Source organism: Paraburkholderia sp. RCC_158 (genome assembly GCF_041355255.1).
GTDB lineage: Bacteria > Pseudomonadota > Gammaproteobacteria > Burkholderiales > Burkholderiaceae > Paraburkholderia > Paraburkholderia graminis.
The window spans coordinates 1-19903 of record NZ_JBFUPM010000038.1; the positions used below are offsets into that span (position 1 = coordinate 1).

At 61.6% G+C, this 19903-nt stretch carries 14 protein-coding genes and 7 pseudogenes; 8 read left to right on the forward strand and 13 right to left on the reverse strand.

Features of this window, described 5'->3' with window-relative positions:
- The 3 genes from AB6809_RS34510 to AB6809_RS34520 form a co-directional block, all read right to left on the reverse strand.
- A partial coding sequence (locus tag AB6809_RS34510; RefSeq protein WP_371028352.1) for a glycosyltransferase occupies nucleotides 1-452 on the reverse strand: 452 nt, incomplete at its 3' end.
- Nucleotides 449-1870, reverse strand: coding sequence for a hopanoid biosynthesis associated radical SAM protein HpnJ (hpnJ, locus tag AB6809_RS34515; protein ID WP_371028353.1), 1422 nt, complete (start codon nucleotides 1868-1870; stop codon nucleotides 449-451). The genes AB6809_RS34510 and hpnJ, both read right to left, overlap by 4 nt.
- Nucleotides 1871-2040: 170 nt before the next feature.
- The gene (locus tag AB6809_RS34520) at nucleotides 2041-2451 is read right to left on the reverse strand and encodes a CBS domain-containing protein (protein WP_371028375.1); all 411 of its coding nucleotides are present in this window, start codon (nucleotides 2449-2451) and stop codon (nucleotides 2041-2043) included.
- 275 nt (nucleotides 2452-2726) lie between these two features.
- Between AB6809_RS34520 and AB6809_RS34525 the strand changes: the two are divergent.
- A pseudogene (locus AB6809_RS34525) lies at nucleotides 2727-3078 on the forward strand (IS6 family transposase); the annotation flags it as partial.
- On the opposite strand, the gene AB6809_RS34530 reads toward AB6809_RS34525, so the two are convergent.
- The 5 genes and pseudogenes from AB6809_RS34530 to AB6809_RS34550 form a co-directional block, all read right to left on the reverse strand.
- Nucleotides 2973-3302, reverse strand: a complete 330-nt coding sequence (locus AB6809_RS34530; RefSeq protein WP_371028355.1) for a hypothetical protein — start codon at nucleotides 3300-3302, stop codon at nucleotides 2973-2975. The pseudogene AB6809_RS34525 and the gene AB6809_RS34530 overlap by 106 nt on opposite strands.
- A 27-nt stretch (nucleotides 3303-3329) precedes the next feature.
- Nucleotides 3330-3578: a hypothetical protein gene (locus tag AB6809_RS34535; protein ID WP_371028356.1), complete on the reverse strand. Its 249-nt coding sequence runs from the start codon at nucleotides 3576-3578 to the stop codon at nucleotides 3330-3332.
- 343 nt (nucleotides 3579-3921) lie between these two features.
- Nucleotides 3922-4206 carry a hypothetical protein gene (locus AB6809_RS34540; protein WP_371028358.1) on the reverse strand — a complete coding sequence of 95 codons (285 nt, stop codon included), beginning with the start codon at nucleotides 4204-4206 and terminating at the stop codon, nucleotides 3922-3924.
- A pseudogene (locus tag AB6809_RS34545) lies at nucleotides 4207-4596 on the reverse strand (diguanylate cyclase); the annotation flags it as partial. It abuts the gene before it with no gap.
- Nucleotides 4597-4939: 343 nt separating this feature from the next.
- Nucleotides 4940-5443: pseudogene (locus AB6809_RS34550) on the reverse strand (PRC-barrel domain-containing protein).
- A gap of 157 nt (nucleotides 5444-5600) precedes the next feature.
- On the opposite strand from AB6809_RS34550, the gene AB6809_RS34555 reads away from it, so the two are divergent.
- Nucleotides 5601-6038, forward strand: coding sequence for a PleD family two-component system response regulator (locus AB6809_RS34555; RefSeq protein ID WP_371028359.1), 438 nt, complete (start codon nucleotides 5601-5603; stop codon nucleotides 6036-6038).
- Nucleotides 6039-6073: 35 nt separating this feature from the next.
- Here AB6809_RS34555 and AB6809_RS34560 read toward each other — a convergent pair.
- From AB6809_RS34560 to AB6809_RS34570, 3 genes and pseudogenes are all read right to left on the reverse strand, one after another.
- A pseudogene (locus AB6809_RS34560) lies at nucleotides 6074-6313 on the reverse strand (SOS response-associated peptidase family protein); the annotation flags it as partial.
- Between the two features lie 8 nt (nucleotides 6314-6321).
- A complete protein-coding gene (locus AB6809_RS34565) occupies nucleotides 6322-7947 on the reverse strand; it encodes an FGGY-family carbohydrate kinase (protein WP_371028360.1) in 1626 nt (541 codons plus the stop codon).
- Between the two features lie 71 nt (nucleotides 7948-8018).
- Nucleotides 8019-8426 carry an SDR family oxidoreductase gene (locus AB6809_RS34570; RefSeq protein WP_371028361.1) on the reverse strand — a complete coding sequence of 136 codons (408 nt, stop codon included), beginning with the start codon at nucleotides 8424-8426 and terminating at the stop codon, nucleotides 8019-8021.
- A gap of 875 nt (nucleotides 8427-9301) precedes the next feature.
- Here AB6809_RS34570 and AB6809_RS34575 point away from each other — a divergent pair.
- Nucleotides 9302-9618, forward strand: a pseudogene (locus AB6809_RS34575) (DUF6691 family protein); the annotation flags it as partial.
- A 12-nt stretch (nucleotides 9619-9630) separates the two neighbouring features.
- On the opposite strand, the pseudogene AB6809_RS34580 reads toward AB6809_RS34575, so the two are convergent.
- A pseudogene (locus tag AB6809_RS34580) lies at nucleotides 9631-9989 on the reverse strand (YeeE/YedE family protein).
- A 1794-nt stretch (nucleotides 9990-11783) separates the two neighbouring features.
- On the opposite strand from AB6809_RS34580, the gene AB6809_RS34585 reads away from it, so the two are divergent.
- From AB6809_RS34585 to AB6809_RS34605, 5 genes and pseudogenes are all read left to right on the forward strand, one after another.
- A complete protein-coding gene (locus AB6809_RS34585) occupies nucleotides 11784-12335 on the forward strand; it encodes a hypothetical protein (protein ID WP_371028362.1) in 552 nt (183 codons plus the stop codon).
- Nucleotides 12289-13002, forward strand: coding sequence for an ABC transporter ATP-binding protein (locus AB6809_RS34590; protein ID WP_371028376.1), 714 nt, complete (start codon nucleotides 12289-12291; stop codon nucleotides 13000-13002). Before AB6809_RS34585 ends, AB6809_RS34590 begins: the two co-directional genes overlap by 47 nt.
- Complete coding sequence (locus AB6809_RS34595) at nucleotides 12995-13690, forward strand: ABC transporter ATP-binding protein (protein ID WP_371028363.1); 696 nt, start codon at nucleotides 12995-12997, stop codon at nucleotides 13688-13690. The genes AB6809_RS34590 and AB6809_RS34595 overlap by 8 nt, the downstream gene beginning before the upstream one ends.
- Nucleotides 13687-16353 (forward strand): ABC transporter permease, encoded by a 2667-nt coding sequence (locus AB6809_RS34600; protein ID WP_371028364.1) that lies wholly within the window; start codon nucleotides 13687-13689, stop codon nucleotides 16351-16353. The genes AB6809_RS34595 and AB6809_RS34600 overlap by 4 nt, the downstream gene beginning before the upstream one ends.
- 148 nt (nucleotides 16354-16501) lie before the next feature.
- Nucleotides 16502-17024 (forward strand): annotated as a pseudogene (locus tag AB6809_RS34605) (IS3 family transposase); the annotation flags it as partial.
- Between the two features lie 1579 nt (nucleotides 17025-18603).
- On the opposite strand, the gene AB6809_RS34610 reads toward AB6809_RS34605, so the two are convergent.
- Nucleotides 18604-19830: a YncE family protein gene (locus AB6809_RS34610; RefSeq protein WP_371028365.1), complete on the reverse strand. Its 1227-nt coding sequence runs from the start codon at nucleotides 19828-19830 to the stop codon at nucleotides 18604-18606.
- Nucleotides 19831-19903 lie beyond the last annotated feature (73 nt).

Below are 19903 nucleotides of genomic sequence, written 5' to 3' on the forward strand. Positions count from 1 at the left end.
ACGCCAACGTCGCTATCGGCGAACACGAGCAGGTCGTGCCGCGCGTGCGGCATCATATTGATGATGTTGCTGATCTTCCGATTGGGGCCATAGAGACGCGCGTCCACGATCACGGCGATGTCCGCGTGCGGATGCAAGCGCTTAAGGCTTTCGACAGCCTGCAATGCGGGGTCCGCCGGGTCATGCACGCCGAACAGAAACTGCACCGGGCCCGGATAGTTCTGCTCGCAGAAACTCGACAGATTGCTGAGCAGCGCCCACTCGCTGCCGTGCAGCGGCTTCACAACTGTCACCGGCAGAAAGCTGGCTGGCTCCGTTACAGGCCGCGCGAAAAACCGCCCGATCAGCACGCTCGCAATCGTCGTGTAACCGATGCTGAACAGTGCGCATGCAGCGCACAGATAAGCGCACGCATGAACGAAAACCGTGGCGGCCCAATGCGCGCCGTTCACGCCTCGTGTGCGCGCAGAAAGCGAAAGAACTCGACGCCTTCGCGCAAGCGCCGTTTCATCATGTCCCAACTGGTCAGCATCTCGCGCACGATTTCCCAGATTTTCGACGGACGAAAATAGAAGCGCTTGTAGAAGTTTTCCAGCTGGTGATAAATCTCCTCGCGCGACAGATGCGGATAGCCGATGGCCGCGAGTTGCACGCCTTCCTTGCTGACGAGGTTGATCACCTTGTTCTCTTCGAGCCAGCCGTTTTCGACCGCCTGGTCGTAGAGCCGCGTGCCCGGATACGGCGCCGCAAGCGACACCTGAATGGTGTGCGGATTGATCTCTTTCGCGTAGTCGATCGTCTTCTGAATCGTCTGCTGCGTTTCGCCCGGCAAGCCGAGAATGAAGGTGCCGTGAATCTTGATGCCGAGCTTGCGGCAGTCGTCGCTGAAGCGCCGCGCGATGTCGGTGCGCAAACCCTTCCTGATGTTCAGGAGGATCTGATCATCGCCGGACTCGTAGCCGACCAGCAGCAAACGCAGGCCGTTTTCCTTCATGATCTTCAGCGTGGAATACGGCACGTTCGCTTTCGCGTTGCACGACCACGTCACGCCGAGCTTGCCGAGACCGCGGGCGATTTCCTCGACGCGCGGCTTGAAGTCGGTGAAGGTGTCGTCGTCGAACATGATCTCCTTCACTTCGGGCATGTTGTCGCGAATCCACTTCACTTCAGCGAGCACGTTCTCGACCGAACGCGTGCGATAGCGGTGTCCGCCCACGGTCTGCGGCCACAGACAGAACGTGCATTTCGAGCGGCAGCCGCGCCCTGTGTAAATCGACACGTAAGGATGCTTCAGATAGCCGATGAAGTAATTGTCGATCTTCAGATCGCGCTTGTAGACCGGCGCGACGAACGGCAACTCGTCCATGTTCTCGAGGATTGGGCGCGCTGCGTTGTGCTCGATCGAGCCGTCGGCGGCACGATAGCTGAGGCCCAGAATCTGCGCGAACGGTTTGCCCGCGGCCACTTCCTGGCAGGTGAAGTCGAATTCCTCGCGGCAGACGAAGTCGATCGCCTCGCTCGCTGTTAGAGAATTGTGCGGGTCCACGGCGACCTTCGCGCCGACCATGCCGATCACAAGCGACGGCTTGCGCTTCTTCAGGTCTTCGGCGAAGAGCGCGTCAGTGGGAAACGACGGCGTGCTGGTATGAATGACGACCAGATCGTAGTGCTGCGCGATGTCGAGCGTTGCCTCGACGGACAGGCCGTCGGCGGGTGCATCGAGCACGCGGCTGTCGGGCACGAGCGCGGCGGGTTGCGCAAGCCACGTCGGATACCAGAACGAGCGGACTTCGCGCTTCGCCTGATAACGCGAGCCCGCGCCGCCGTCGAAGCCGTCATACGACGGCGCCTGCAAGAACAGAGTTTTCATGGACGCTCCAGCAAGCCTGAAAGGACGCTTTCGGTTTTCTGTCGCGAGCCTGTCGGAACTGGAACTCGGGATGGCGAGCGCGACGGCAGACTCGCGCAGATGGGCAGGGTCAGCGCGTTGAAATTCCGCTTTGCACGCGGAAGCATTGCCCGGTCTACTACTTTCTGCTACTAGATACCCGGTACCATCTGATACGGCTCGGTGTGATCTTCCACACGCTTGACGCCGGGTATGCTCTGCGCCGCCACGCGCACGGCATCCACTGCGTCGGCCGACTGGAAAACGCCCCATAGATGCACGACGCCGTCTGTCACCACGATATTGCGGCCGGCAAAGCCCCATCTACGTCCCGACAGCTCGCCCATGAGGACGGCGCGGATTTCCGCGTCCGAGAGCGTCGCGTCCGACACCGGTTCATCGGGCACGCTCGCGAGCGCCTGTACAAGATTGGCACGACTAACGATGCCGACCACACGTCCCCGTTCTGTCACCGGCACGCGTTTGATGTGCCGTGCTTCGAGAATGCCCGCAACTTCGCCAAGCGGCGTGTCAGGCTGCACGGTCACCACATCGGTCGTCATCACATCGCTCACCGTGGCCGCATGCGTCTTGACGTATTCGCGCGCCGAGTGACTCGCGGACCAGAAATCGAGCCACGACGCCCCCTGGTCTCTGCGTATAGGAGGCGGCCCGGTCAGACCCCCGGTCGGTTCCCATCTCGCTGCGGCGAAGCAGGTCGCCTTCGCTGATCATGCCGACGATGCGGTTTTGTCGCGCTAACGGGGAGGACTAAAATCGGCGTCGATATTTGCCCGAAGTGAAGCGTAAGACGAAGTAGGCGACTGCGAGACAAACCCTGCCTGCCGGCGTAGCGAAGGTAATCAAGCCCCTGCACTATCCTCTGGACGTGATATTTCTGTGCGTGCGGTGGTATGTGGCCTACTCGCTGAGCTTGCGAAGTCTCGAGGAAATGATAGCCGAACGGGGTTTCGAGGTCGACCATTCGAGCGTGCATCGCTGAGTGATCAAACTCGTACCGTTGTTCGAGAAAGCCTTTCGCAAGCACAAACGTGCGGTCGGCAAGCTGGAGGATGGATCAAACCTACGTCAGGGTGGTCGGCCAGTGGAAGTACTTGTATCGCGCGGTGGACAAGGCCGGCAATACCGTCGATTTGCTCTTGCGGGCGCATCGCGACAAGGCGGCGGCGATGCCTGACCCTTGATCCCGGCTGTTTTTGTCGCTTGCGGACGTCGGGCCGCATAGCACACCTGACAAGAGGCGCAAAAAGTTGTTTTGACGCCTGCCATCGCCCGCGGGAATGCCGGAACGCCACGGCGCGTGCTGGCAGGCATCGAAAAAGAGCTTGCGAACAGAGACTTCCGGCAGCGCGCGCATCTTGGCGTTGGCGGCGGCCGCCTCCTGTCGTGACATAGAGATGATGGCTCCAGCTCTAACCCCTCACGCGCCGTCATCATCGCCCTCGTCACCACGTTCTAACGGTGGCGCGATCAACGGCTCAGACGTATCGATGCCCAACATTTCCATTGCCTCCCTGACGCGTTCGATCTGGGAGCGGAAGTTCAGCGTCCACTCATTGCCCTCGGCACGGACCAGCATGCCGTCATGGACGACCAGAGTGTGAAGTGCCACATTGAGCGCTCCGATAACTTTTGTGTCGCGCTTGGCATGCCAGATATATGAGTCCATTGGTTACCCCAGATCAAGGCGTCAGCATCACTGCCTGCATGCGCGCCAGAACGTGAAATTCATTCTGTCACCGCTTGACAGCTGCAACCACCGATTTTGAACCTGGGAATGGGTTAGCCCACATTCCGGAGTCATGCGACGGATCGCGCGAGCGGTCGCGTGTGAAGATTGCCGTAGCGCAAAGCCAGGTCCAAGTCCGCTTTACAGGACTTTCTTCAGCACTTTGCATCAGTGCAGGGTCTATAACAGTTATCGGCAGCATAAAACACGGAAGGCGGAGAACTTTGACTGCGGGAGATTCAGGACGCGACCGGCCCGGCTAATGTCTGTCTTTGAGTTCCCATCAGGCTGAACACTGGAGGCAATCATGGAATGCGGATACCGTGGGTGAATCATCGATGCAACGCCCAGTTTCTCCCTCGGAAAATTCTTTGCCCATGCGCGGCTGGTCCGGGCATCGACTGGCGACGAGGCGGACGGCGAGATGCATATCGAGCGTGATCTTGCCTGCTTTGACACGGAGGAAGAGGCGGTCGAAGTTGCCCAGCAGTTGGCGTTCGTCTGGATCGGCGAGCGCGAGCGCGGCGTCGCCGGCGAGTTGGAAAAGCGAGGTCCAGCGGCGTGACATTTACTCGTGATACCTCGCGATCCTGCGCCGACGGGTCGCCTTGGCGTTATACAGTGGCTCATCGGCCGCCTTGATGACGGTTGTTACGTCGGCTTCCTGGTCCGGGGTCAAGATTGCAGAGCCGATGCTTGCGGTCACGCGTCCGTATTCACTGGCTGCATGCTCGATGGCGAGTTCGCTGATCGCCGCCCATATCTTCTCGGCATTCACGGATGCCCCGTGCCGGGAGGTTTCGGGCAGGACAACAATGAACTCTTCGCCGCTATAGTGAGCCGCCGTGTCGGCCGGCCGCCAGATGTTATCGCCGATACAGCGTGCGACGGCGGCCAGTGCATCGTCGCCCGCCTGGTGGCCGTATGTGTCTTTGTATGCCTCGAAACGGTCGACATCTGTTGCTGCGGATGCCAGAATGAACCAGTTGCCGACGCGCCCATGATCCGGATAGGTCCGGTCGCAAATTCCGACCATTACGTATCAAAACGTTTTTGACATGGGTTTCGACCCGCCAGTACCTTCCGAATTCGGCGCATTCATCCCTGCACCGCCCTTGCGGCGGGGTTCGCGCCACCAACGCCAGCCCCCGCCTGTTCCTACACTGGTGCCACCGCCACCATTGCCGCCATCACCGGCGCCCCGCGAACGCGGTGCCGACGAAAGCCAGCATCAATGCGGAGCAAAGTACTGCAGTTTTTATCGTCTTCATGATTGCATCCTCGATAAGCCGAACGCCGGCTCAGCCTGCGCGGAAGCCAGCGTTCATGACGCCCTGTTTCGATACGCTCGACGTCAAGCCGTCTACTCTGCGCGTCGATGACCAGTACGGCTCGCGGTTGAAATACTGATGAACCATGGTGCCCCAACGTGTTCTCCCGCCATCGGCGGCCAGTGGTCTTCGTCAATGCCGGGGCCGTCCTTGATGCGCTGAGCGTCAATGCTAACCGGAAGGCACTTCGCGTGTGTACCCGGCGTGAGTGCATTCCACGGTATTGCGTGCAGGTCCGTGCCCATGCCGAGGAAGCCGCCTTCTGACAGCACTGCATGCACTGCATGCCGCTGCGTACGTCAAGCATGACGTCGGAGACTTTCACACGTCCCAGCCGTCCGACGAGACCGTCTGCGTACCTTCGAGCGCCGCGGCGGCTATCACCTTCGGTCCCGGGCCTTCTCCGGTTCCGCCGTCTACAATGTCCGCGCCGCCGGTTCCCCATGCGGTGCCTTGCGGGTCCAACGTGCCCATCATGTCGTCGATGTGTAATCGTGCAGAGAGCATCTTGCGGCGAATATCTCTGGTGCCCGGGCACCCTTGGATGGGATTCACACAGCGAGCGAGTAACGACCGCGCGTAGGTACGCAGCTTGCGAAATATGTGTGCTGCTTTACGACCATTTCGCACCATGTGCACTGTGCTGCTCGTTGACGATGACTATCAAAACCGATGGGCGCTGCAACTGGCGTTGGAAAGTCGTGGACATCACATGGTGCTGGCGGAGAACGGACGCGACGCGCTGACGAAAGCCGTTGCACATTTTCCGCAACTTGTGGTCACGGATTTGCACATGCCGGAGATGGACGGCACGGAGCTTTGCGGACGTCTGAAATGCATGCCCTTGTTTGCCGACATACCGGTAGTCCTGCTGTCGGCTATGCCCGAGCCTGTCGATGAGATTCGCTACTGGACTGCTTTTCTGCGAAAGCCTGCCTCAATGGAGGTGTTGCTCGACACCGTCGATACATTCATCGCTGCACGCCTGACATACGCGCGGGCGCCACGCGTCTCGGAACACCACGCCGGCGGGCGCCGGCAAGCCATCGATTCGCGTTGCTGGCCTTGAACCAGGTCTGCGGAATGCGAACGCAGCGGTGTTCTTCACGCAGCCAGCCGGTGTTCATAGTACGACCGGTCCCGGTCATCAAGAATCGCATACAGCGACGCCAAATCAGACGCGTCCGGGCTGAGCCAGGCATTGATGTTTTCGGGCTTGATTGGGACGATGCACCGGTCCTGTCTGGCAGCGGCGACCTCCGGTGGCGGCTCGTCGGTGATGGCCGCAAACGAAAGCAAATCGGGCTCGCCGGAAGCGCTCCACCGGGACCAGAGACACGCCACGTGATAAGCTAACCAATCTCCCTGGCGACCGATTGCAAGTGCGTGAACGCACCGAACCGCGCATTGTGCAACGCGCTGATATCGCAATGGGGCTCATAGATGTTGCTAACCTGAGACATGACGCCCATTGCCGTTTGCACGTCGCCGAATTGCCCGCCCGCTACGGTGCCCAGAATCGCTGCGCCGAGAAGAACCGGCTCTTCCGCCCGCGTGGCCAGCACCGGCTTGCCGATCGCATCGGCGAGCAGCTGACGGACGAGATCGTGTCGCCCCGCTCCTCCGCTGATCATCACGCGCTCGATCGGTGCGCCTGCCGACGCCTGCGTCTCGATGATCTGGCGCAAGCCATATCCGATACTGCAGATACCCGCGATATACAGCGACACCAGACTGTCGAGGTCGGTCTCCATGCCGAGACCCGCAATCACCGCTCTCGCATGCGGATCGGCGAACGGCGCGCGGTTGCCCAGGAATTCGGGAACCACATGCACGCCTTGCGCCAGCTTCACGACGTCCGGCAATCTGGGGGACGCCTGCGTCGCGAGATTGGCCAGCATCGCCGGCAGTGACTGTCCCACTTCTTCGGCACGGCTTCGCGCCTCGGCGGTTGCGGGGTGCAGCGTGAGCAGCCTTTCGATGGCCGCCCCCGCAACGGACTGGCCGCCCTCGTTGAGCCAGGCGTTCGGGACCATCGCAGAGAAATACGGTCCCCAGACGCCAGGCACGAACACCGGCTTACGGGTTGTCGTCATTGTGCAGGACGACGTTCCGAACACATAAGCAAGACAGGCTTCCGGCTCGCCTTCGGCGCCCACCGTGCCGATACCACCTGCGTGAGCGTCGATCACGCCCGCAGCAACGGGCGTCCCCGCGCGCAAGCCGAGCTCCGCGGCCGCGTCTTCGGTAAGGCCGGTTCCCAACGGCGTGCCGGGCTCCACTACATTCCGGCCGATGCGAGCGAAGTCCTCGTCCGCCAGTACACCCAGTCCGACGCTGTGAAAGTAGCTACTGTCCCAACGACGCTCATGGGCAAGATACGTCCACTTGCACGTGACCGTGCAGGTGGATCGCGACAAGTCACCCGTCGAACGCCACGTCAGAAAGTCGGTCAGATCGAACTGCCACGCATCATCGAATACGGCTGGACGATTCTCAAGAAGCCACAGCAGCTTCGGTGTTTCCATCTCCGGCGATATCTTGCCGCCCACATATTTCAGAACGCCGTGCCCCGCGGCGTTGATGCGTTCCGCCTGCTCCACCGCGCGATGATCCATCCAGACGATGATGTCGCGCTCCGCCACCTCCGACGGTCCGACCGGGAGCGGCGTGCCACCTGCGCCCAATACGACCAGCGAGCACGTGGCATCGAATCCCATCCCGACGATCTGTTCGGGTGATACATCCGCCTGCGTGATCGCCTCCTTGACGGCATGACAGACGGCGGCCCAGATTTCAGTGCTCGATTGTTCGACCATGGAACCGCTCGCGCGGTACAGCGTGATGTCCTGTTTTGCTGTCGCCAACATGCGGCCATCGAGGTCGAAGATGCCAGCGCGGGCGCTGCCGGTGCCGACATCTACTCCGACGACAAACCGCGCGTTCGTTACGTCGAAGGTCGTGTGATCAGAAGTCATGGCTCACTGCCTGAGGAAGCGTTGGGGTCGAAGTCGAGGCGCACTGGCGCCCCTGGCATGGCCGACCGGCCTCAGAGATCGACCGCGTTCGGAAGGATCACGAGGTCGCGAATGGTCACGTTGCGCGGCCGTGTCAGCATGAAGAGCACGGCATCGGCGACTTCTTTCGGCTGCATCAGGCTTCCGGATGCGAGTGCCTCATCCATCTTCGCCTTCGGCCAGTCGTCCAGTAACGCCGTCACCACCGGGCCCGGCAAAACCGATCCTACGCGCACACCATGCTTCGAGAGCTGACGCCGCGTCGTGTGCACGAAAGCCTGCACCGCAAACTTCGAAGCGGTGTAGATGGGTTCCCAGACCACCGGCACCATGCCCGCGATGGAGCTGGTAAAGATGATGTCGCCGGACTGCTGCTTGACCATGTGGGGAAGGACGGCATGCACCGAACGGAACGCGGCATTGATGTTCAGGTTCAACATGCGGTCCCATGCGTCCGGATCGCCTTCGACAACCTCGCGCCCACGTACGCGCCGGCGTTGGCGTGGAAGATGTCGAGGCCACCGGCTGCATCAAGGATGCGAGGCAGCGGGCCCGACATGCCTGCCTTCTAGAGTCCGGGATTCGGTTCAGGAGTCCAAGGTGTTGGCTGCCGAGCCAGTAGTTGCCTTCTATGAAACCACCGATGGCTGGATAATCGGGGCATGGGCAACGTAATTGCGCTTTGCACAAGGCCAAATCAGGATCAACGGGATACTGGTACCGCGATACGGCGCCCTCGTGGAAGTAGGCCTCGCCGCGAGCGAACGTTTTCGTGTCCACGAGCGACTGGATTTCTCCAAGGGTGATGACGTCGCGAAGTACTGACAGCCTTCCGTAGCTTGGCCGAAAAATCGGCCGCAAAGGCTGTTCGGCCATAACGGCTCGCCAAAGGCCTAGTCGATTTGGCTGGCTAGGCCCGAGGACTCGCTTCCGGATTAGACTGTCTCGCCCGACAGCTCCAGGACGAACCTTATGCGCTTGCTTAATATCCTTCTTTTGACCACTGCATCAGTGGCACTGCTCATGTTTGTGCTTTGGCGGGTCGGAGAAATAAAGGGCTGGTTTTAGACAGGCGTGCTTGACCATTGGCGAGCCGCAGCTGATTTACACAGCGTTCTTTGCCATTCCGCTGCCAAAGTGTGAATCGACAGCTATGTCACCGCCGACGCGATGGCGTCGGGGCAACGTTCGTTCCGAGCGAAGCGTTCTGCTTGAGGTTTCCGGCGAACTAGCTGCCCGTCAGGTGATCCTGCTAGAACTAAGACTGCGTCATTGAAAAGAACCCGCTTTCACATTTCGTAGGGCTGACGGCTGTATGCTCGGATTCCTGGATATTGCGGGACGATGGGAGTGATGGGCGGGGCCGTAGCCGCCAGTTCTATCGAGTTCGGGTTTGCAACACGTCGAAAAAACATGCATATTCCGGCGTTGGCACCGGTCACCTTCAGGCTTGTGGCTGGCAGCGCCGCGTTCGGGATCGGCTGGGGGCTCGCAGGACTTTGCCCCGGTCCCGCGCTCGTTGCACTAGGTGCGGGCCTCCTCAAGGCTTGGGGTTTTGTAGCCGCGATGCTTGCGGGCATGATGGCGTTTGAGTTCATCGAGCGTGCAAAGCAGGGAAGCCAGCAGGCCTGAGTCCTTGGGCGCCTATGAAAGCAGGCGGAAACCGCTCATGATGAACGTTGTTGTCGCGATAAACGAACGGGGCGAGCCGGGCGATATGCCACAAACAGCCATGGCCGCTTGTGCAACCGCTCTGCGTAGCGCGTGCCGATATCAACCAGAAATCCCGCGACCAGTATCTCACTCCACCCAGTCTGGATACGAGGCGCTATCGGGTCGCCCAGCCAGTCTAGCAACAGCGGTGCTCGTATGAGTCCCACAAGAAAAGCAATGCGCCATCCGACATCTTTCTGCGGTGTAGCCAGCAGCCCGCCAAGCGCTCCGACGGCAAATCTTAAGAAATACTTAAGGTCATAGAAAAATTCATCAAATATACTTCTCAAGCCTCGAATGCCGGTGCCGATAGACAGAACGCAGTCCAATGTTTTTCCATCAGGAGATTGAGATGTCCATTCAGGCAGTTGGTCAAAGCGCTGCGCCGGCATCGGCTTCGGCCGTCACATCGAGCTCTGGCTCCGCGTCGACGCCGCCGGCATCGCCCAGCAGCGCAACCGCTTCGGCGACGACAGGGTCGAACGCCAGCACGTCTTCGTCCTATACGGTGAATATCAGTAGCGCGGCGCGTGCATTGATGGCGGAAGCGAGCGAAACCTCAGTGCAAACCGCGCAGGAAGCTGGAAAGGGCGATCAGCAGGCGCAACGCCTGCTCGCCAGGGAGGCAGCTGCCAAGGCGGCTTAAGCACGCCCCCGAAGGTCCGACTGGGAGGCGCAAGCCGCCGCGCGGCAGCGGCGGCGGTCGTTGCAGGACCAGAAGCGCGCGCACGACGCATGGTCCCAACTGATCTCGCGTTGTGCGCTTGCCGGTGGTGCTGCCGGCGGCCTGCTGATTTGGCTGAGCGGCGCGACGGACATCCGAGGACGGACGGGCGGAATACCTGGAAGAGCTGAAACGCGGGACGATGACAGGTTCCAGACTCATTTGTCGTCGCAGAGCCGTAGGTCTGCTTCGCGTCGGTTCACGCGGGAACAGCTTGTGCGCCGTATTTCGCGTCGCATTGGCCTCCTCACGCTAACCCGCGTCGAGACTTCGTTGGGCGCCCGACGCAGCCCGATCAGAAGCGCCCTTCGCGCTCCGGTTGCTCTTCGACATGCCGGACGGCGATTTCATCTCGTTTGCCCCCCTCGAGGTGGAGGTCGAGCCGGTCGTCCCGCCGGTGTTGTGCGTACTCATGCCCGTACCGCCCTGGGCCGCCCCGCCGCTACCGCCTGCGCCAGCCCCGCCGCCGCCCGTTGCACCGCCGCCGCCCTGGGCGAACGCTGTTGCCGCGAACGCCAGTAGGATTACCGAACACATTGCCGCTTTCCTTCCTCCTTTCATGATTGCCTCCCTGAGTGGCCTGGAAGCCGGGCCAGAACTGGCGCCGAGTTCGCCGCGCATGAACAGTCCGTTGGTGACGTGTTCGCAGAACCGTTCAGGCGCAACCGGGCCCGCAATGGTTGTGCCTGTCAGTTCAAATCTCGAGAGCCGGACAACCGCACCATGCGTAAATCAGCGGGCATGCAGCCGCCATCACGGACGGCGCCAATTCATTCCGAGTGAAACCGGTGATTACACTACTACTTCATTGAGCCGCGTCCTAACCGCGGAATAGGCCTTGCAACACCGGTATAGTATGGTGTCCCGACGTCCCGTGCCCGGCAGCATCGTTCGGGGATGCTCGCTGCACGCCCGAGTGCGTGCGGTGCGGATATGTCGAAGTGCCTAGAGAAAAGCAGACTGCAGAAACTGTCGTTGAACGTAGTGGAATCGACAGCGCCATTCGCCTGAAGGACGCTGTCGGGCCCGGGCCAGCATCTGCGCACCGATTCAAGCGGCGTCAAGCAATAGCAATCCAAGGACGCCAGGATGCCGGTGCCTGCGTCAACTGAGCGCGCATCCATCGATTTTTCCGAATGTCGAAAGAGAGTTTTAACGATTTGGATCACTAAAGACATTCCATACATCGGTCTCGCTAAGTGTTTTCTAAGTTTCGAGGGTTATGGTGTAGGTGGTTCGATGGTTTTGTGCACGGAAACAGTGGGTCCTCAGGAATGGCCCCGCTGCGCGGATGTGAAGCCAGGGAGGGGTTGTGAGACGGCATCTGACCTGTCAGCGCTTACTGCGGAGCTCGGCCGTTGTGCTGGCGTTCACCGCGTTGCCCCGCACGCTGCAAGCGGCCGGAAGCGTCCTGGCGACAACCGGGCAGGCTGTCACACCCGAAAAGAATCCGCCGGGCGACATTCCAGACACGCAAGTCTTCGTAACCTATCAGTCTCCGGCAGGCTTTTCCATCAAAGTGCCCGAAGGTTGGGCGCGCACAGAACGCCGCGACGGGACGCGCTTTGCCGATAAGTACAACGTCGTCGAGATCAGTGTTGCACCTGCTGCGAGCGCGCCGACGGTATCGTCCGTTACTGCGCGGGAAGCCATCGAACTCGCCAGGACCGGTCATGCAATCAGGATCGGTGCCATCAAAAACGTATCGCTGCGCAGCGGGGCAGCCGTGCTGATTACCTACGCGTCGAATTCCGAACCGAACCCGGTCACGAGCAAGCAGCTTCGTCTTGAGCATCACCGGTATTTAATCTATCGCGGCGGCACACTGGCTACGCTCGACCTCTCCGCGCCGCTTGGAGCCGACAATGCCGATCAATGGAACCTCATGGCCAACTCGTTCCAGTGGCGCTGATCTGCCTCGGCTCGAAGCGTTCGAACTCTACCGGTTTTATCACAGCGCAGATGAAGAGACCGCTGCGCTAAGGGGCGTCTCACTGCAACTGTGCGCAGGCGAATTCGTGGCGTTGGTGGGACCCTCCGGCAGCGGCAAGTCGACACTCCTCGCGTGTCTTGCGGGGCTGGAGGAACCGGACGGCGGCCATGTCGACGTGATGGGTCAACGCCTGTCGCGCCGGCCCGAAGCCGTGCGTGCGGCCTTGCGGGCCCGCCACATCGGCATGCTGATGCAGTCGGCCAACCTGTTCGAGCATCTGACCGTCGAGGGCAACATGACGCTGCAGATGTTGCTCGCTGGCACGAAAGATCGCGTGAAACTCGATGCGCTGCTCAATGTGACAGGTCTGGCTGAGCGACGCCGCGCGTATCCGTCGCAGTTGTCCGGCGGCGAAGCGGCGCGTGCCGGGCTCGCCGTGGCACTCTCGGCCGGGCATGAGGTGCTCCTTGCGGACGAGCCCACCGCCGAGGTCGATGCGGCAACCGAAACCGTGATCGTGAGTCATCTGGTCGAGCGATGTCACGGCAGCGGCGCCATGGCGCTGATCGCGACGCACAGCGATGCTCTGGCGGCGCGCGCCGACCGCGTGCTCGTCATCCGCGATGGGAGGCTTGTCGATGCCTGACGTGCTCATCGAAGCCCAATCACTCAACCGCACCTACCGGCACGGCGAGACGCGAGTCGTGGCGCTCGCCACGGCCAGTTTCGTCCTCAATGGAGGTGATCGCATCGCGCTGGTGGGCCGCTCGGGGAGCGGCAAGACCACCTTGCTGCACCTGATGGCAGCGCTCGATACGCCGACGAGCGGCACGATCGATTGGCCCGCGCTCGGTGCGCGCATGACGCTGCTGCCCGGAAAGATCTCGTTGGTGTTCCAGACGCCGAGCCTGCTTGAGCCGCTGACGGTGAGCGAAAACGTTGCGTTGCCGCTCCTCATGGCCGATGCGACCGATCCCGGCGCTCGCGCAAGCGATGTCGAGGGTGCGGTGTCCGCTGCCCTTGCCAGGTTCGGTCTGGAGGCGCTTGCGCAGAAATTGCCGGAGGAACTCTCGGGCGGCCAGATGCAGCGCGTGGCGATGGCGCGCGCGGCGGCCGGACGACCGCTCGTCATTCTCGCTGACGAACCCACGGGCCAGCTCGATCAGGCCACCGGGCAGGCCTTGCTGGACGCACTCATCGCACATCTCGCCAACACGCCGACGGCGCTCGTCATCGCCACTCATGATCCGGCTGTTTCAGCACGGATGAACACACTCTGGCGCATGGAGCGCGGCGTGCTCACCAAAGCCGGGCCGACAGCGAGGCAGCCATGATCGGCCTTTGGCTTATCGGACTTGCCAGGCATCGCGGGGGCCGGCTCGCGGGGGTGTCGGGTGGCGTCGCGGTGACGGTCGCGCTGGTCGCATCGCTTGGCGCTTTCATCGCGCAAAGCGCCGCTTCGATGACACAGCGCGCGAGCGCCAGCCTGCCCGTGGACTGGCAGGTGCAACTGGAGCCCGCGACGACGGGCGAGCTTTCGATCGCGCAGGCGGCAGCAGCCGTCGCGAAGGCCGCGCGGGTCACCAAACAGCAAGCTGTTGGTTATGCCGATGTCGATGGCTTTGAAGCAGCCACGGGAGAAAGCGTACAGACGACCGGACAGGGCAAGGTGCTCGGCCTCGAAAGCACCTACTTTCGGGATTTTCCGGGTCAGTTCCGGTTGCTGCTGGGCAGTCTGGATGGCGTTCTGATTGCGCAACAGACGGCCGCGAACCTGCATGTGACCATCGGCGATACCGTGAGCATTCATGCTCCAGACGTGGTGGCGCCCGACGTGCGGATCGCCGGCATCGTCGATCTGCCGAATGCGGATGCGATGTTTCAGGCGATCGGCGTCGCGCCTGTCGCAGCGCCGCAAGCGCCTCCGGACAATGTGCTTCTGCTTCCGATGAACGCGTGGCAACGCCTGTTCGGCGCAGAGGCGGCAGCCGGAGCGCGTCGGTCGCGCATCCAGCTTCACGTCGGACTCGCGCATGACGGTTTGCCGGGCGATCCCGAAGCCGCCTTTGCGCAAGTGCAGGGCGCCGCAAGAAATCTCGAGGTGCACATCGCGGGCACTGCGCTCGTTGCCGACAACCTTGCTGCGCGGCTCGACGGCGTGCGCAGCGACGCACTTTACGCAAAGGTCCTGTTTCTGTTCCTGGGCGCACCCGGCGCGCTTCTCGGCGCGTTCCTGACGATCGGAGTCGTTGCGGCAGGTTCCGGACGGCGACGCCGGGATGAGGCACTCCTGCGAATCCGTGGCGCATCGCGCGCCCAGATCATGAAGCTGGCGGCGCTCGAAGCGATGTGCGTTGGCGTCGGCGGTACGCTCGTTGGGTTGGTCCTTGCCGCGTTGATGTCGCGTCTGTTTCTCGGTCCTGGCTATTTTGGGGCTTCGTCGATGGGCTGGGTCGCCGGCGCGGCCATAACGGGCGTCGTGCTGGCGAATGCGGGGATTCTCGTCACTGCATGGATCAGTGCAAGCACGACGTCCGTCAGGAGCGCCCGCCGGATGACGGGTTCCGGGCGACCGCGCCTCTGGCAACGGGTCTACCTCGATCTCGTCCTGCTCGCACTGTCGGGCATCATCTTCTGGCGGACCTGGAGCACCGGGTATCAGGTGGTGCTGGCTCCCGAAGGCACGCCGTCATCGTCGATCGACTACGTCGCCTTTCTGGCGCCCGTCCTTGCCTGGGCAGGCTGCGGCCTGCTGACCATCAGGCTCGGTCTGGCGGGATTGCGGCGCGGGCGCGGCGCGCTCGCCATCTGGCTTCGTCCGCTTGCGCATTCGCTTGCCGACCTGGCCGCAGCGGCGATGAGCCGACAGCGCACTCGAATGACGCAGGGCATCGCGCTGATCGCATTGGCGTTCGCGTTCGCGACGTCCACCGCCGTGTTCAACGCAACCTACAACGCGCAGGCGCGGGTGGACGCGGAACTCACGAACGGCGCCGACGTGACGGCGACTGGGACTTCGCAGGCGCCCGCGTCAGCCAGATTCGCTGAACTCGCTGCGTTGCCCGGAGTCAGCGCTGCCCAGCAGATGCAGCACCGTTTCGCCTACGTGGGCACGGACCTGCAAGACCTGTATGGCATCGACGCCTGCCACATCGGACAGGCGGCGCGCATGGCAGACGCCTACTTTGAAGGCGGCAATGCGCAAAGATCGCTCGACATGCTCGCGCAATATCCGAATGGCGTCCTCGTGTCCGAAGAGACCGTGAAGGACTATCAACTGCACCCAGGTGACGAGATCAACCTTCGCCTTCAGAACGCAACCGACCATCAATATCATGTGGTGCCGTTTCGTTTTGTTGGCGTCGTGCGCGAATTCCCGACCGCGCCGCGCGACTCATTCCTCGTCGCGAACGCCGGCTACATCGCGCGGCAAACCGGCACGAGCGCAGCGGAAATCGTGTTGCTGAAGACAACGGCGCCGCCCGAGAAGGTGGCCGTGGCCGCGCGCGCCACGGTTGCGCCGTTGGGGGCAGTCAAGGTCACCGACATCGGGCAGGCGCAGCGCGTGATCAGTTCGAGCCTGACGGCCGTCGATTTGCGCGGGCTCACACAACTCGAACTCGGGGCCGCGGCGTTGATGGTCGTCGGCGCAACAGGACTCATCATTGCGCTGGGTCTCGCCGATCGGCGGCGCACATTTGCGATTCTGACCGCGCTCGGTGCCAGGCCGCGTCAGCTCGGTGCGTTTTTGTGGAGCGAGGCGCTCGTGCTACTGTTGGGTGGGGCAGCCATCGGAACGCTGACGGGTTTTGCGCTGGCGTGGATGCTGGTCAAACTGCTGACCGGTGTGTTCGATCCTCCGCCCGAGCGCCTCACTGTGCCTTGGCTCTTTCTGGCTTTCCTGGCCGGCGTGGCGGCGCTGTCGGTGGTGATTGCGGTGATCACGGCTTTTCGCGAGACGCGCGAGTCTGCTGTCCAGCGCATGCGTGAGCTGTGACACCCGTGAGCATGCATAGTCGGCGGTTCGCGCCCGCACGGCGCTGCCTGGATCCGCGTTACCGTGTAGCGTTTGACACGAGACAGGGGAAGCCCGTGCTCCCCGAAAACTTGTAGCCTCAGCCAGTATCGGGAGCGATCGCAGCGCTCAGCCGATCTGCAGAGTGCTGCCGAACACCCCGTCGACGTATTACCTGCCTGCTTCGCGCCGCGTTGATCCGCGTCGGTCGCCGCCGCAGTCACAGCGTGATGCGTTGCTCTGCCAGCATATCCGGCGCGTCTGCGAAGAGAATTTTCAGCTATATAGTGCGCGCAAGGTTTGGCGGCAGTTGTGGCGCGAAGGGTGCGAGCTCGCACGATATACGGTCGAGCGACTAATGAAGCGGCTCGGCCTGCAAGGCGTGCGGCAACACAGATGAATCCGGACCACCATCAGCGAGCGAGGGGCGTGTGCCCACTTGATCGCGTGAAGCGGCAATTCAAGGCATCGCGGCCCAATGCACCGTGGGTGTCCGATTTCACGTTTGTCGCCACCCGGCAAGGCTTCGCTATCTGGCCTTCATCATCGACGTCTTCGCACGACGGATTTTGGCGTGGCGTGTGTCGGTCTCGGCGCGCACAGACTTCGTTCTCGATGCATCTGAGTCCACAGACGCAAGGCTGGAGAGGCGCGGGGGCTAATGCCTGCCGATTGGACGCAGCCAGGCTGAGCATGCAGGAGATCGGCCCTGACCAATGCGAGGGAATGCGCACGAGAGAGCTCGCGGGCGCCTAGAGAGAATGAAAGGGACTTCCCCTCTCGCTGGTGCCGATGAACGTTTGCAACTTTATCCTGGCACATTGATGCCGACTCGCGGCTTCCGCCGCAGCCCCGGGACGGGGAAGTCCCTTTCATTCTCTAGCCTCTGCACCGTTTCGGCTCACGGCTGTCCCAATATGGCCAGCGCCAGTGCGCCAGAGCCCGACCCTTTAGCATGACAGCGTGAGTCTTTGCGGCAATGTATGGAACGATCGACTGACATTCGATTAAGACGGCTTCTCGTAAGTGCCACTAAGCGGCTCATAAAGGTCAACGAAAAGCATGTTCTGCATGCAATATATCGTGCCATCAGACGCTGTGATCACCCAATCGCCTGGTCGCACGGCGTACCAGCCGTCGGGCGTGGCGACGGACCAGACGCGATCTCGTTGGGTGACGGCTGGATGATCGCCCGGCGAGAACCACTGCGTGGCTTCGACGATGCAATTCCGTTTCTGGAATTTCAAATTAATGCTCCTCACACCGTCGTATGACGGCGTCCACTTTTCCCGGCGGGCTCAATTCGCCAAACGACGCAGGTGGAAGGCCCTTAGCGCCGAACGCGGAGGCGTGGGCCGACTTGCCGCGCGCCGTTAGGGCGCGACCCCGGGGTTCTTCATGCACGGGCCTTCAGTGTCCGAACCAGACGGTCGCCTCGAAGGAAATACCAGGAGGCTATGCCGACCAGTACCGGGTACATGGCACATAGGCGTGCGAACGCCCACCGATCTGTCGTATTCATGTATGGTCCAACTGGCTCGACGAGGCGTTGCCATGATGCTGATTTCTTGCACGGATTCTTCCACCTTCCTGACCAAACAGCAATGGACGTTTTCGGAGGGGCTATGAAATGAGGCGTACACGTGAGCGGTGTCCTGCTTCTCCGGATCCGGCCAACGGGTTGCCATAACGGCTTGCAAAAGGCGTGGCGAACTCTGCAGACGAGGCGCGGGGACTTGCGTTTTCAGGTCATTTCGAAAATGAAGAGGAATCCGAACATGCAGGTCTGGACCCGGCACCCGGGCTCTCTGCAACGCACCAGGTATGCCGTTGCCTGCCTGAACTGAGCGGGCCCACCAAACCGCTTTAATGTCTGAGTAGCGTCTCTACACGATAGCGACGAGTACAGGCCATATCCATACATGATGTCTCGCCGGCTCTTTGCCAGGCTTCGCGAACCTGGTGCGGGGAGTTCTTGCAGGCTATCCAGTAGTTACTGAGGAAAACGGGCTGCACGCATGTGACGCAGCGAGGGATCGCGAGGCCCCATGTGGCCGGTCAGCGCGTACTGCGCAACTCGGCCATTGTGCGAACGCTTGCCGCGTTGGCGCGCACGCTCCAGGCCGCCGAAAGGATCGTGGCGTGCGCCGACGTTGAGGTTCCTGCCGCGGCAACCTCGAGAACCACCGGCGCATACAAGGCAGCGCCAGTGGTATCGCAGCAATGATCGGATTACATCTGGAAAGCCAGCACTCCACCGTTTGTAAAGTGGTTCGCGACGCAGGTCGCGCATCCTGCCGGCTTGTCGGCAGCAGAGTACGGCATGAAGATGAGACCAGACACAGGGTCAACCGCCACCGAATGGGTGTTGTTTCCGGTTGCGACTCGAGCAACAACCGCGCGCGCTGTCGCATCGATAACCGTCAGCACCGGCGTACAGGGAGCCGCAGCCGAGCAGCCTGCGGAGCCGACAGAGTTACCCGTCGCCGTCCAGCGATAGCTAGCGTTATAGTACCGGTTGGACTTTGCGTCGTACTGGATTTCATCTCCTCCGCCAGCATTGAGAGACGCCACCAGGGCCCCGGACGAGCGGTTCAGGATCTGTACGAGCAGTGGGGCTCCTGCTGTCGCCTCGCGGCAGCCTACCGCAGCGTCGGTACCCGGGCCGAGCGCCAGCCCGGTGGGATCGCAGTTGCCCAGCGGATACGCGGCAGCGCCGGCGAGGCCCGTGTAATTGACTGTCGCGCCGCGGGCAACCGCGCGGACCGCGGCCGCCGGGACCTTGATGAGTTCTCCGTGCGGATTGGCAGTGCTGCCGTCATTGTTGACGAAGAAAGTGTCGCTTGCAGCGTCATATCGGCACTGTTCAAGACCTGCCGACGGCGCTCCTCCGGCGTCCGAGAAAGTTACCTTCGCCAGAATGGTCTGCGTCTGCGTGTCGATGAACGTCGCGAATGGCGTTGCCTCCTCCGGGCTTGAGATCATGTAAACATTGTGGACGGAGTCCAGACATCCCTCGTCTGCCCGGACGCCACCTGTGCTCACCGTGATGCTCTTGAGGACCGTGTTTGTCGCCGGATCTGCAATCTTCACGGAATTCACATCGCCGACGTACAGGAGGTTGCCAACGGCGTTGATTCCATCCGGTCCAGACACGGACGGGTTCGCACCAGCACCTGCAAAGACCAATGCACCACTGCCCCTGATCTGGGCAACGAACTTCTGGCTTGCGATGTCGATCGCATCCACCGCCGCGTTATTGCGATCCGTAAAGAAGAAGCGCCCTCCGCTGATATCGCCCAGGTCAAACGAAAAGTTTACGCCTGGACCCACGCCGGGTATTGCGATGTCTGCGACGACATGCGGCACCGCTGGGGATGAAAGCCTGTCACCTCCACCGCAAGCTGTCAAAAGTGAGGCACTTACCACGGTAATACCTAACATCCGCTGTGACTTCATTTTCGTCTCCAAACGTTGTAATGGTTGTGGAAATTAAGCGTGGCAATACGATCTTAGGCTGGTGAAGCTCCAC